The organism is Flavobacterium zhairuonense, assembly GCF_004352915.1.
Classification (GTDB): domain Bacteria; phylum Bacteroidota; class Bacteroidia; order Flavobacteriales; family Flavobacteriaceae; genus Flavobacterium; species Flavobacterium zhairuonense.
The window spans coordinates 60,828-73,810 of record NZ_SJSY01000068.1 but is presented as its reverse complement, the minus strand read 5'-3'; the positions used below and the strand labels follow the sequence as shown (position 1 = coordinate 73,810).

Genomic DNA, 12,983 nt, shown 5'->3' with positions numbered 1-12,983 from the left:
CTTATTTCTTTTTAATTTTATCAATATCTTTTTTCATTAACGCTAATCCTTCTGCCAAATTATTTTCTTTAAAATATTGCTCCAACTCTTTCAGCCTTTTTTCATTATCATATTTAAATCCAGAATTTAGTTTTCTTTGGCAAACTGAACATAATCTAAGCGAATGCTCATCTGTTTCAGACAAACTATTGGTACCATTCATAACACAATCAGCTTCAATGCAATGATGCAAACCAAACATGTGCCCTATTTCATGAGAACAAATTTTCAATAATCGTTCTAAACACAAACTGAAATCTGCTCCTTCTAACGTTTTATCATACAATCTGTGAATCGAACTTACTGCAATTTTATCTCTATAAGATGCAAGTCCAAAAACATAATTCCATTCTGGTTTTGGATATAAATCCATTTCTGTTATTGCCATCAAAGCGATGCCTTTTTCATGTTTCTCTTTCTTTAAAACACTGTCTAAAATATAACCTGCCAAAAATTGTTCCTGACCGAGATCGCCTTTTCTTCTCACATTTTTCGGAATTATATCATTTGAAGCTTCTTTAAAAACCTTCGTCTTCAATTGAAAAAACACTTCTAAATACTGACGAACCAATTCAATTTGTTTCACTTGTTGTGAATCAAATTTTCCTATTGGTTGCAAATAAATAATATTTTCTTCTTTTGTTGGGACGACATGTTTTGTATTTATGAATTGCTCAAAACTTTGCCCTTTTTCTGGATGAGAATATAGCCAATCACCAAAAACTGGTTCACCAAGCTTTACGTCATTTGCTTTAATTTTCGTAAAATATGGATCTTCGGGCAGATTTAATTCGGGATTTTCTTTTTTATTGGATTGGCATGAACAAAGAATAACAAAAACTAGAAAAAAAAGTTTCTTCATAAAATCAACAACGAATTAAATTATATTTTTAGAAATGAAATCACAGCTCGTTTTTATAGATTCAAAAGCATTTGGCACATAATTATTTTCCTGTTCTACAAAAAAATGAATCATTCCAGATTGTTTTGCTGCTGCAAACAAAGGTTTGAAATCGACAAGTCCTGAACCAACTTCAGTATTCAGTGCCTGATTTACTTTATCCATATCTTTTACATGCCACATCTTAAAACGGCCCGGATTTTCTCTAAATAGCTTTAAAGAATCATTTCCTGATCGTGCGACCCAATATAAATCCAATTCAAAATAAACTAAATCTTTATCTGTTTCCTTCAGTAGAATTTCATAACCTGTAACACCATCATGTTTTTGAAATTCAAAATCATGATTATGATACGCTAATTTCAGACCTGCTTTTTTGCACATTTTTGCAGCTTCATTTAAACGTGCCGCTATTATTTTATAATTATCAATGCTTTTTCTAAAATGCTCCTCGACCCACGGAATAGTCAAAAATTCATGCTTTAAGATCTTCGCTGCTTCAATCGCCGCCACGAGTTCAACCGTATTTCCATCGTATAAAAAGCTTCCTAAATTATAATGTCCGCTTACCGCCTTTAGATTATTATCGTCTAGAATCTTTTTCAATTCTTTTGGCGATAATCCCCAAAATTGATCTTTTATAGAAAAACCATACGTTTCAACGGTTGAGTAACCTGCCTTTGCGACTTTCTCTAAAGTTGATTTTACGTCCTTTGGCAATTCATCACGCAAAGTGTACAACTGTAATCCAATTTCTTTTTTGTTCATAGTAAAAGCTAATGATGGAGCGGCTAGAACTGCGGCTGTAGCCAAGCTTGTGTTTATAATAAAGTTTCTTCTTGTTACCATTTTAATTTAAAAAAATCCAAAAGTAAATCTACTCTTTTTATTGAAACGCGCTACGATTCGTTCAAAAATTGATTTTCAAAATTATGTATAAAAGATGCCAGAACCGCTTCGGTAGCTGTATTTACAATTTCCCCTTCCTCATTAACTTTTCCGCGAACACCTTGTATCAGGATTTGTTCCGAATTTTCAAATTTAGCTTCAACCGTTTTCATAATAAGCAAAAGTTGTTCGTGCGCCATTTCACCCGATGCCGAAGCCGTAATCAAACCAGTTCTTTTTCCCGAAAAAACAGTGGTAGAAACACACCATTCCAATGCGTTTTTCAAAGTTCCAGGCAAACTGAAGACATATTCGGGTGTGCAAATTAAAATGCCGTCAGCCTGAGCAATTTTATTTCTGAACTCAGTAACTTTCTTCGGAGGAGTTTCCTGATCTAAATCAGGATTAAAATGTGGTAATTGATCTATTTCTTCAAAAATTTCAACTTTAAATTCTTCTTTTATATTTTTAGAAATATGTTTTAAAATTTTAAAATTGCTGGAGTTTTTTCTGGTACTGCCAATAATGGCAAAAATTTTTATTTGGTGAGAAGGCATTGTTTTAGCTTAAAAGATTTTTAAATCAAGTCTTTAAAAATAAACTTTTCTTCATAATCAATTTCAAATTTTTCGAGAAAGTTTATATACTCTTCCTTAAAAGATTTCTTTTTATGATGCAATTCTTGATTCTCAATATAATTTACAACCGCTTTTATTTGCGATTTACTGCATGAAAAAGCCCCATATCCTTCCTGCCATTCAAAATGAGTCTTTGTAAACTTATTTTCGTTTATCCATTTCGATGAATTCTGTTTTACAATTTTCATTAATTCTGAAATCGATTGTGCAGGTCGTATTCCAATTAAAATATGAATATGATCTGAAATACCATTTATTGCCAAAAGTTTGTGATTATTATTCTAAACAATTCCTGTGATATATCTATATAATTCTTCCTTCCAATTTATTTGTATGACAGCATTTCTATGTTTAACCGCAAAAACAAAATGAATATGTATTTGTGTATATGTGTTTGCCATTTATATAGTCCCTACGGGACATTAATGTAAATATTTATTTTAGCTACCAATATTTTATTCCTAACGGAATAATTTATCTCATTGCAAATATAAAAAATAAAGAATTATCTTTCAAATTGTTTTATCAGTCTGATTTGAACAAAAGATGTTCCGCTAGGAACAAAATATCGGCAGAAAAAAAATAGAAAACGAAAGATGTTCCGCTAGGAACAAAATATCGGCAGAAAAAAATAGAAAACGAAAGATGTTCTGCTAGGAACAAAATATCGGTAGAAAAAAAAAAAAGAAAACGAAAGATGTTCCGCTAGGAACAAAATATCGGTAGAAAAGAAACAGAAAACAAAAGATGTTCCGCTAGGAACAAAATATCGGTAGAAAAAAAACAGAAAACGAAAGATGTTCCGCTAGGAACAAAATATCGGCAGAAAAAAAACAGAAAACGAAAGATGCTCCGCTAGGAATAAAATATCGGTAGAAAAGAAATATGGATGATAGCGAAATTTTGTCCCATAGGGACTATATTTATTTCACCGTCAACAAACTCATTCCCGCTAATTTATCAGAATCAATAGATTGAGGAGAGTAATTTTGTTTTTCATTTCTAAAAGAAGTTATTTTTCCTGTTTTGTCTACATACATATATGTATAATTCCAATGCAGCGGGCCAGCAATTCTGGAATCTTCATTTTCTCCTTTTTCATAAACCTGATCTGCATAAACCAGAATTTCTCCGTCTGCAGCATTATCAAAAGTCCTCACTGGAGTTCCCCAACTTTTCATAAGACTTTGTTTAGTCATTCCAATCCATTTATCTCCAGTATTTTTCGAGCTTGAGCATGCATATAGTAGCATTACAGCAAAACATAAAATTATATTTTTCATTTGCGTGTGATTTAGATTTAAGGCAATACTTTTATCAGTAAAAAAACTATGTAATAGTAATTAAAATTAAGCATTATTTCTTACACAAAAACTTTTTAATGTTATATAATTATTATTTATTGTTTTGAAAAACAGATATTTAAACAAAAGCACGCCAGATCACTTGTAAGAATGCCGAAGCAATAATTTTGAATATCCTTTTTTCAAAATTTCTCCGCATTTACTTTGTATCTTTGCAACCAAACTTTTGAAAAAGAGAAATGCGAATTGATATTATTACACTTTTACCTGAATTATTAAGAAGTCCGTTTGAGGCTTCTATTATGAAACGTGCCATTGATAAAGGTTTGGTTGAAGTACATTTTCACAACCTTCGTGATTATAGCACCAACAGACAAAAAAGTGTTGATGATTATCCATTTGGCGGGGGCGCTGGAATGGTGATGACAATTCAGCCAATTGATGACTGTATTACGCATTTAAAAAGTCAGCGCGAATATGACGAAATCATATATATGTCTCCCGACGGCGAAACCTTGAATCAAAAAATGGCTAATAAAATGTCTATGTACAAAAACATTATCATTTTATGCGGCCATTACAAAGGTGTTGACCAAAGAGTTCGAGATCATTTTATCACCAAAGAGATTTCAATTGGCGATTATGTTTTATCTGGCGGAGAATTGGGCGCTATTGTTTTATCTGACGCCTTAATCCGATTAATTCCAGGAGTTTTGAGTGATGAAACCTCAGCTTTGACAGACAGTTTTCAAGACAATTTGTTATCTGGACCAATATACACAAGACCCGCCGATTATAAAGGATGGAAAGTTCCTGAAGTTTTAACCAGCGGTCATGCTGCCAAAATTGACAAATGGCGTGAAGACATGGCTTTTGAACATACTAAAAATAGACGCCCGGATTTATTGGAAGAGCATTAAAATTTAGTTTCAAGTTTAAGGTTATTTTTGTTTCAAGTTAAAACTCTCGATAGCAACAACTTGAAACCTGAAACTTAAAACAAAACGAACTAAAAATAATTCACAATTTATAATTCATAATTTATAATTATTTTTTACATTTGCACCCGAATTTGACCAACCTCTGGCGAGATCCGTGAATGTTGTTCGAAATAAACTATAATTTAAATTATCATGGCAGATTTATTAAAATTCGTTCAAGACGAATTCGTTGCTAAAAAAGATTTCCCAGATTTCGGAGCTGGAGACACAATCACTGTTTTCTACGAAATTAAAGAGGGTGAAAAAACAAGAACTCAGTTTTTCAAAGGAGTTGTTATTCAAAGAAGAGGTTCTGGAAACACAGAAACTTTTACAATCCGTAAAATGTCTGGAGCTGTTGGTGTTGAGCGTATCTTCCCAGTAAACTTGCCAGCTTTACAAAAAATTGAAATCAACAAGAAAGGTCACGTACGTAGAGCTAGAATTTTCTACTTCAGAGAACTTACTGGTAAAAAAGCTAAGATTAAAGATAAAAGAAGATAATCATTTATCTAATTGTTATAAAAAACTCGTTTCATATCATTTGAAACGAGTTTTTTTTATGTCTTTATTTAAACCAATATCAAAACCGTAATTTTTTAATATCAAAATCATCGATTTGACAATTTAAGAAGCACGAAATAACAATCTGATAATTCATCCATTTATAAACAAAACTACACCGTTTTCGGACTGTTTTTATTATATTTGCTCCGCTCGTTTTGAGCCGACTATACTTTTCATATCGTCACCCTTTGACGACACGATTATAAAAAAAAAAAAAAATGACACAGAATTCAAAAATTTTTTACACCTTAACTGATGAGGCGCCCTTATTAGCGACTTATTCTTTGTTACCAATTGTGCAGGCGTTTACTTCGACAGCAGGTATCGCTATTGAAACAAGAGACATCTCTTTAGCAGGAAGAATTTTATCAAACTTTCCTGAATCATTGACAGATACTCAAAAAACAGGAGATGCATTAGCTGAACTTGGTCAATTAGCTACTCAACCAGAAGCTAACATCATCAAATTACCAAACATTTCAGCATCTGTACCACAATTAAAAGCGGCAATTGCTGAATTACAATCTCATGGATACAACGTTCCAAATTATCCAGAAGATCCTAAAAATGATACTGAAAAAGAAATTAAAGCAAAATATGCAAAAGTTTTAGGTTCTGCTGTAAACCCAGTTTTACGTGAAGGAAACTCTGATCGTAGAGCTCCAAGAGCAGTTAAAAACTTTGCAAAAGCAAACCCTCACTCAATGGGTGCTTGGTCTGCTGACTCAAAAACTAAAGTGGCTTCTATGTCAGGCGGTGATTTTTACGGAAGTGAAAAATCATTGACTGTAAATGAAGCTAATGATGTAAAAATTGAATTCGTTGCTAAAGACGGAACTACAACTGTTCTTAAAGCAAGTACTCCATTAAAAGCTGGAGAAATTATCGACAGTTCTGTTTTAAGCGTAAGCAAATTAAAAGCTTTTGCTGCTGATGTAATTGCTGAAGCTAAAGCTGCAGGAGTTTTACTTTCTGTACACTTAAAAGCTACAATGATGAAAGTTTCTGATCCAATTATCTTTGGCGCTATCGTTGAAGTATATTTTGCAGATGTTTTCAAAAAATACGCTTCTTTATTCGCTGAATTAAACGTTGACACAAGAAACGGTTTAGGCGATATCTATGCTAAAATTGCTGGAAGACCTGAGCAAGCAGAAGTTGAAGCTGCTATTGATCAAGCTATCGCAAACGGTCCTGCTTTAGCAATGGTTAATTCTGATAAAGGAATTACAAACTTACACGTTCCATCTGATGTAATTGTTGATGCTTCTATGCCAGCAATGATCCGTACTTCTGGACAAATGTGGAACAAAGAAGGAAAAGCGCAAGATACATTTGCTGTTATTCCAGATCGTTCTTATGCTGGAGTTTATACTGCAACTATTGATTTCTGTAAAAAACACGGTGCTTTTGATCCAAAAACAATGGGAAGTGTTCCTAACGTTGGATTAATGGCTCAAAAAGCTGAAGAATACGGATCTCATGACAAAACTTTCCAAATGAAAGCTGACGGTGTTGTTCGTGTTGTTGATGCAAACGGAACTGTTTTAATGGAACAAAACGTTGAAGCTAATGACATTTTCAGAATGTGTCAAGCAAAAGACGCACCTATTCAGGACTGGGTTAAACTTGCTGTAAACAGAGCTCGTTTATCTAGTACTCCTGCTGTTTTCTGGTTGGATGAAAACAGAGCACACGATAGAGAATTGATCGTAAAAGTTCAAAAATACCTTAAAGACTACGATACTACAAACTTAGATATCCGTATTTTAAACCCAGTTGCTGCAACTGAATTTACTTTAGACAGAATCATCAAAGGTTTAGATACTATCTCTGTGACAGGAAACGTTTTACGTGACTACTTAACAGATTTATTCCCAATTTTAGAACTTGGAACTTCTGCAAAAATGTTATCTATTGTTCCATTAATGAATGGTGGTGGATTGTTCGAAACTGGTGCTGGAGGTTCTGCTCCTAAACACGTTGAGCAATTTACAGAAGAAGGATACTTACGTTGGGATTCTCTTGGAGAATTTTTAGCTCTTGGTGCTTCTTTAGAGCATTTAGGACAAACTTTAGACAACTCTAAAGCGATTGTTTTATCTGAGACATTAGATCAGGCAAACGATAAATTCTTGGCAAACGATAAATCTCCAGCTCGTAAAGTAGGTCAAATCGATAACCGTGGTTCTCACTTCTATTTAGCATTCTACTGGGCTCAGGCTTTGGCTGCTCAAACTAAAGATGCTGAATTGAAAGCTATCTTCACTCCAATTGCTGCTGAATTTGAAGCTAATGAAGCTAAAATCGATGCTGAATTAATTGGTGCTCAAGGAAAAGCTCAAAATATTGGAGGCTACTACCAACCAACTCCAGAATTAGTAAGCAAAGCAATGCGTCCTAGCGAAACTTTCAACGCTATTATCGCTAAAATCAAATAATTTCAAAGCATTACAAATGCACTGCTTTAAATAAATAGAAAAAGACAACCTCAAACGGTTGTCTTTTTTGTTTATCTTAACTAACATTTAACAACCAATTCGTTTTAATATATTAGTAAGAATTCTTAACTATGTAAACCAAAATAAAAAAGATGATTATACGAAAGATTGGCATATTTATTTTTTTAATTTTAACTGCGTTTACATCGTATTCTCAAGAAAAATTCACTCTAAGCGGCACTATAAAAGACAACAAAAGCAATGAAACCTTAATTGCCGTAAATATCTATATTCCTTCTTTAAAAATTGGAACTACAACAAACGAATACGGATTTTACTCTCTGACAATTCCGAAAGGAGAACATCAAATCGAAATCAGTTATGTGGGCTATCAAACATTGCAACAAACCGTTCTTTTAAATCAAAATACCAAAATGAATTTCAGCCTAAGTGAAGGCGGAGGTCAGGAACTGCAGGAAGTTGTAATTAAGGAAAACAAAGGCAAAATAAATATCAAATCTCCCGAAATGAGTGCCAATAAGCTCTCCATTGCTACCATTAAAAAAATGCCTGTCGTTTTGGGAGAAGTCGATGTCCTAAAATCTATTTTATTGCTTCCAGGCGTTACAAATGCTGGCGAAGGCGCATCTGGATTTAATGTTCGCGGTGGCGGTGCTGATCAAAATTTGATTTTATTAGACGAAGCAACTATTTTTAATTCTTCACATGTTTTTGGCTTTTTCTCGGTTTTCAATCCAGACGCAATCAAAGATTTAAAATTATATAAAGGCGGAATTCCGGCGCGCTTTGGAGGAAGAGCTTCTTCTGTTTTGGATATTTATCAAAAAGATGGAAACAGCAAAGAGTTTCATGTAAACGGAGGAATCGGATTGATTTCGAGCAGACTTTTAGCCGAAGGTCCTTTGGTGAAAGATAAAGGTTCTTTTTTAATTGGAGGAAGAGCTTCTTATGCACATTTATTCCTAAAGCTTTCTGAGGATCAAAAAGATAATTCGGCTTATTTTTATGATTTGAACACCAAATTGAGCTATAAACTGAATGACAATAACAGCTTGTATTTATCAGGATATTTTGGGCGAGATGTTTTCAGTTTAAATAAAAGTTTCACGAATATCTACGGAAATTCTACTTTAAACCTGCGATGGAATCATTTGTATTCTGATAAATTATTTTCGAATTTATCGTTGATCTACAGCGATTACTATTACGGCTTGGATCTTGATTTCGTTGGATTCAAATGGGACTCGGGAATTCAGAATTACAATATCAAATACGATTTCAAACATTATATCTCAGATAAATTTAAATTGAGCTATGGCTTAAACGGAATTTATTACAAATTCAATCCTGGAACCATTAAACCAAGTAGTCCAGAATCAGGAATCAATCCAGATCAATTGGATAAAAAATATGCTTTTGAACCTTCTATTTATATTGATGCAGAAAATCAGCTGTCAAAGAAAATTACAATTGCTTACGGATTGCGATACAGCTTATTTTATCGTTTGGGACCTTCCTATGTAAATCTTTACGAAAACAACAATCCGGTAATTTTCAATTCTGATATGCAGATTTACGAAAAAGCGACACCCATTGGCACTGAATATTACGGCAAGAACAAATCAATCAAAAATTATAATAATCTAGAACCTCGTTTTTCTGTTTCTTATCAATTGAATGATGAAGAAGCTATAAAAGGAAGTTACAACCGAATGGCGCAATATCTGCAACTAATTTCAAACACCTCATCACCTACTCCATTAGATGTCTGGATGCCAAGCGACAATTACATTAAACCACAAATTGCAGATCAGGTTGCTGTTGGATATTTCAGAAATATCAAAAACGGCGCTTATTCTTTAGAAGTCGAAACCTATTATAAAGAAATTCAAAACCGACTTGATTATATTGATGGCGCTGATCTAATAGCAAACAATGCCATTGAGCAAGTAATTTTAAACGGGCAAATGCGCGCTTATGGTTTGGAAATCATGGTAAAGAAAAACGAAGGGAAATTCAATGGATGGATTTCTTATACTTTATCAAAATCAGAACAGCAGACGCCGGGCAGAACTCCAGAAGAAACAGGAATCAACAATGGCCAATGGTACAGTTCAGCTTATGACAAAACACACAATTTAGCCATAACTTCGGCTTATAATTTGAACGAAAAATGGTCGTTTGGTGCTAACTTTGCACTACAATCTGGAATGCCAGTCACTTACCCGAACGGACAATATCAATATTTAGGAATCACGGTTCCTAGTTATGGCCTGAGAAACGAAAATCGTTTGCCAGCTTATCATCATTTAGATGTTTCGGCTACTTTGACTCCAAGAAAAAACAAAGGCCGAAACTGGAAAGGAGAATGGGTTTTTAGTATCTATAATTTATATAATCGCAAAAATGCTGCTTCAATTAATTTCCGACAAAATACAGATACAGGCGATAATGAAGCAGTAAAAACATCAATTTTCGGAATTGTTCCTGCGGTAAGTTATAATTTTAGGTTTTAAATATCACTTTTTGTTAAAAAAGAAAGCTATGAAAAAAATTGCTTTATTACTGATAATTTTTATTTCGATTTTCTTTACAGCCTGTGAAGAAGTTGTCGATGTTGATTTAGATACTGCGCCTCCAAAATTAGTTATTGAAGCCGCAATTAATTGGCAAAAAGGTACAAATGGAAGACAACAAACAATAAAATTGACCACTACAACTGGTTATTTCGAAAATGTAATTCCGACAGTTTCTGGCGCTAAAATATATATAAAAAACAGTGCTAACGAGCAATTTAATTTTACCGAAGTTCCAAAAACTGGTCGTTATATCTGTACCAATTTCAAACCAGCTTTAAATCAAGAATACACTCTGACAGTAATCTCAAACGGGCAAACTTACACAGCCACCGAGACCATGATGTCTGTTGCGCCTATTACACATATTGAACAAAACAATCAAGGCGGTTTTACTGGAAAAGATATCGAAATCAAGGCTTATTTTAATGATCCTGCAGATGCTGATAATTTCTATTTGTACAAATATGTTTATTCGAATAAAATCAAATCCAATTATTACGTTGATGAAGACAAATTTTTTCAAGGCAATGAATTTTTCAGCCTTTCAGATGATGACGAATTAAAATCTGGCGATGAAATTGAAATAACGCATATTGGAATCTCAAAGCAGTACTACAACTATATGAATATTCTCGTAAGCATTGCGGGAAGCAATGTTGGAGGGCCTTTTCAATCACCTCCCGCAACTGTAAAAGGAAATATCATCAACAACACAAATAAGGATAATTATCCGCTTGGATATTTTTCATTAAGCGAAACCGATCTCAAAAAATACACTATAAAATAAACCGCCAAAAATGGAAGCCCAAATTAAAATTTTGACCGAAAAAAAACTAGTCGGCAAACATATTATAATGTCATTTATGGAAAATCAAACCTTTCAATTATGGAGCAGTTTTATGCCAAAACGAAAGGAAATAAAAAATACTGTCGATGCTAATCTATATTCTCTGGAGGTTTTCCCAAACGGATATTTTGACAATTTTGATGCCAGCAAGACTTTTCAAAAATGGGCTGCAGTCGAAGTCAGAAACTTTCCTGTAATACCAGAAGAAATGGAGACTTTAATAATCCCAACAGGAATCTATGCTGTTTTTATTCATAAAGGCCCGGCAAGCGAAGGTCATAAAACCTATCACACAATTTTTGCAGAGTGGCTCCCAAATTCTGAATATACTGTTGACGATCGACCTCATTTTGCCGTAATGGATGAAAAATACAAAAAAGACGATCCTGATTCTGAAGAAGAAATCTGGATTCCGATAAAAAACAGACCTTAACTAAAAATAAAATCATGCTGATTGAAACCCTAAAATCATTATTTGAGCGCGATCTCAACAAATTAAAAATTGAAATCGAATCGTATCAAAATGAAAACAATCTTTGGAAAATTGACAAAAACATTTCAAATTCGGCTGGAAATCTTTGTCTGCATCTTATCGGGAATATCAATACTTATATTGGTGGAGAAATTGGGAAAACTGGTTATGTTAGAAATCGTCCTTTAGAATTTTCTTTAAAAGATATTCCAAAAGCAGAATTGATTCAAAAAATCGAAGAGACATTAATTGTCGTAAACAATGCCTTAAATTCTTTAACAGAAAATGATTTAGAAGCAATTTATCCGCAGATTGTTTTCGAAAAAGAAATGACAACGGGATTCTTTTTAGTGCATCTTTCAACACATTTGGCGTATCATTTAGGACAGATAAATTACCACAGAAGACTTTTAGATTTCTGATTTTAGATTATTTCAAAACTAAAAAAATCTAAAATCTGCGATCTATAATCTAAAATTCTAACCGTACCTTTGCATCAAATTCAAAAATCCAAGTATGTCATCACATCATATAGTTCGCGACGATCAGGAACCTGCTTTAATAATTGCTAACGGAGCCGCCTGTAGCAGTGAACTATTAGGACAATTGCTGGAATGGTCACCTCTTGTTGTTGTTCTGGATTCGGCAATTGAACGAGTTATTGAATTAGGCATAAAAGTCGATGTTCTACTTGGCGATTTTGATCGAGGTTTTGATCCCGAAATTTATAGAACATCGCAGTATCCAATTGAAATAGTTCACACCGAAGATCAGGAAAAAACCGATCTTGAAAAAGCTTGCGATTACCTTGTTGAACGAGGAATTCCAGCAGTAAATGTTGTTTGGGCAACCGGAAAACGCGCTGATCATACCATAACAAATCTTACAAACATTGTTCGTCATCGTGATTCTCTGAAAATTGTGATTCTCGATGATCACTCAAAAATATTTCTTTTGCCTAGAAAATTCGAGAAATGGTACACGGCGCAAACTCCAATTTCGCTGATTCCAATTGGCGTTGTAAACGGTATTTCTTCTACTAATTTAAAATACGAATTACAAAACGACACGCTCACAATGGGCTACAGAACCGGAAGCAGCAATTCGGTTGAACAGGACGGACTTGTAACAATCACGCATCAAGAAGGCGATCTTTTGATGATGGAGTGTTTTGATTGATTTGTTTTCTGATTGTCTAAAAAGATTATTTATAAATTTGATTTAATTAAAATATTACCATTTATATATGAATTTGGTTGGATTTGTATTTTGTTATTATTTGTCAAATCCAAACAATGAGCTTAAT

At 33.6% G+C, this 12,983-nt stretch carries 12 protein-coding genes and 1 pseudogene; 8 read left to right on the top strand and 5 right to left on the bottom strand.

From position 1 onward, the window contains the following. Position 1: 1 nt before the first annotated feature. The 5 genes and pseudogenes from EYY60_RS06185 to EYY60_RS06165 all read right to left on the bottom strand — a co-directional run bounded on the left by EYY60_RS06185 (position 2) and on the right by EYY60_RS06165 (position 3,749). Positions 2–901, bottom strand: coding sequence for an archaemetzincin family Zn-dependent metalloprotease (locus tag EYY60_RS06185; protein WP_132988517.1), 900 nt, complete (start codon positions 899–901; stop codon positions 2–4). Between the two features lie 15 nt (positions 902–916). Continuing rightward, the gene (locus tag EYY60_RS06180) at positions 917–1,789 is read right to left on the bottom strand and encodes a sugar phosphate isomerase/epimerase family protein (RefSeq protein WP_132988516.1); all 873 of its coding nucleotides are present in this window, start codon (positions 1,787–1,789) and stop codon (positions 917–919) included. Between the two features lie 50 nt (positions 1,790–1,839). Next, entirely contained in the window at positions 1,840–2,385 is a 546-nt protein-coding gene (locus tag EYY60_RS06175) for an NADPH-dependent FMN reductase (RefSeq protein WP_132988515.1), read from the bottom strand. Between the two features lie 20 nt (positions 2,386–2,405). Then, positions 2,406–2,867: pseudogene (gene tnpA / locus EYY60_RS06170) on the bottom strand (IS200/IS605 family transposase). A gap of 522 nt (positions 2,868–3,389) precedes the next feature. Continuing rightward, positions 3,390–3,749, bottom strand: a complete 360-nt coding sequence (locus tag EYY60_RS06165; RefSeq protein ID WP_132988514.1) for a hypothetical protein — start codon at positions 3,747–3,749, stop codon at positions 3,390–3,392. Between the two features lie 260 nt (positions 3,750–4,009). Here EYY60_RS06165 and trmD point away from each other — a divergent pair, with 260 nt between their 5' ends. The 8 genes from trmD to EYY60_RS06125 all read left to right on the top strand — a co-directional run bounded on the left by trmD (position 4,010) and on the right by EYY60_RS06125 (position 12,856). Next, entirely contained in the window at positions 4,010–4,690 is a 681-nt protein-coding gene (trmD, locus tag EYY60_RS06160) for a tRNA (guanosine(37)-N1)-methyltransferase TrmD (protein ID WP_132988513.1), read from the top strand. Positions 4,691–4,903: 213 nt separating this feature from the next. Next, the gene (gene rplS / locus EYY60_RS06155; protein ID WP_132988512.1) at positions 4,904–5,254 is read left to right on the top strand and encodes a 50S ribosomal protein L19; all 351 of its coding nucleotides are present in this window, start codon (positions 4,904–4,906) and stop codon (positions 5,252–5,254) included. Positions 5,255–5,535: 281 nt separating this feature from the next. Then, the gene (locus tag EYY60_RS06150; RefSeq protein ID WP_132988511.1) at positions 5,536–7,758 is read left to right on the top strand and encodes an NADP-dependent isocitrate dehydrogenase; all 2,223 of its coding nucleotides are present in this window, start codon (positions 5,536–5,538) and stop codon (positions 7,756–7,758) included. Positions 7,759–7,910: 152 nt separating this feature from the next. Further along, positions 7,911–10,295 (top strand): TonB-dependent receptor, encoded by a 2,385-nt coding sequence (locus EYY60_RS06145; protein WP_132988510.1) that lies wholly within the window; start codon positions 7,911–7,913, stop codon positions 10,293–10,295. A gap of 28 nt (positions 10,296–10,323) precedes the next feature. Continuing rightward, complete coding sequence (locus tag EYY60_RS06140) at positions 10,324–11,145, top strand: DUF4249 domain-containing protein (protein ID WP_132988509.1); 822 nt, start codon at positions 10,324–10,326, stop codon at positions 11,143–11,145. 10 nt (positions 11,146–11,155) lie between these two features. Next, a complete protein-coding gene (locus EYY60_RS06135) occupies positions 11,156–11,638 on the top strand; it encodes a GyrI-like domain-containing protein (protein ID WP_132988508.1) in 483 nt (160 codons plus the stop codon). 14 nt (positions 11,639–11,652) lie between these two features. After that, positions 11,653–12,099: a DinB family protein gene (locus EYY60_RS06130; protein WP_132988507.1), complete on the top strand. Its 447-nt coding sequence runs from the start codon at positions 11,653–11,655 to the stop codon at positions 12,097–12,099. Between the two features lie 94 nt (positions 12,100–12,193). Continuing rightward, positions 12,194–12,856 carry a thiamine diphosphokinase gene (locus EYY60_RS06125; protein ID WP_132988506.1) on the top strand — a complete coding sequence of 221 codons (663 nt, stop codon included), beginning with the start codon at positions 12,194–12,196 and terminating at the stop codon, positions 12,854–12,856. The last annotated feature ends 127 nt before the right edge of the window (positions 12,857–12,983 follow it).

Bases quoted from the DNA above. Each gene is read 5' to 3' on its own strand.
- rplS (WP_132988512.1), top strand. From the start codon at position 4,904: ATGGCAGATTTATTAAAATTCGTTCAAGACGAATTCGTTGCTAAAAAA.
- EYY60_RS06145 (WP_132988510.1), top strand. From the start codon at position 7,911: ATGATTATACGAAAGATTGGCATATTTATTTTTTTAATTTTAACTGCG.
- EYY60_RS06140 (WP_132988509.1), top strand. From the start codon at position 10,324: ATGAAAAAAATTGCTTTATTACTGATAATTTTTATTTCGATTTTCTTT.
- EYY60_RS06125 (WP_132988506.1), top strand. From the start codon at position 12,194: ATGTCATCACATCATATAGTTCGCGACGATCAGGAACCTGCTTTAATA.
- EYY60_RS06130 (WP_132988507.1), top strand. From the start codon at position 11,653: ATGCTGATTGAAACCCTAAAATCATTATTTGAGCGCGATCTCAACAAA.
- EYY60_RS06180 (WP_132988516.1), bottom strand. From the start codon at position 1,789: ATGGTAACAAGAAGAAACTTTATTATAAACACAAGCTTGGCTACAGCC.
- EYY60_RS06135 (WP_132988508.1), top strand. From the start codon at position 11,156: ATGGAAGCCCAAATTAAAATTTTGACCGAAAAAAAACTAGTCGGCAAA.
- EYY60_RS06150 (WP_132988511.1), top strand. From the start codon at position 5,536: ATGACACAGAATTCAAAAATTTTTTACACCTTAACTGATGAGGCGCCC.
- EYY60_RS06165 (WP_132988514.1), bottom strand. From the start codon at position 3,749: ATGAAAAATATAATTTTATGTTTTGCTGTAATGCTACTATATGCATGC.
- EYY60_RS06185 (WP_132988517.1), bottom strand. From the start codon at position 901: ATGAAGAAACTTTTTTTTCTAGTTTTTGTTATTCTTTGTTCATGCCAA.
- trmD (WP_132988513.1), top strand. From the start codon at position 4,010: ATGCGAATTGATATTATTACACTTTTACCTGAATTATTAAGAAGTCCG.
- EYY60_RS06175 (WP_132988515.1), bottom strand. From the start codon at position 2,385: ATGCCTTCTCACCAAATAAAAATTTTTGCCATTATTGGCAGTACCAGA.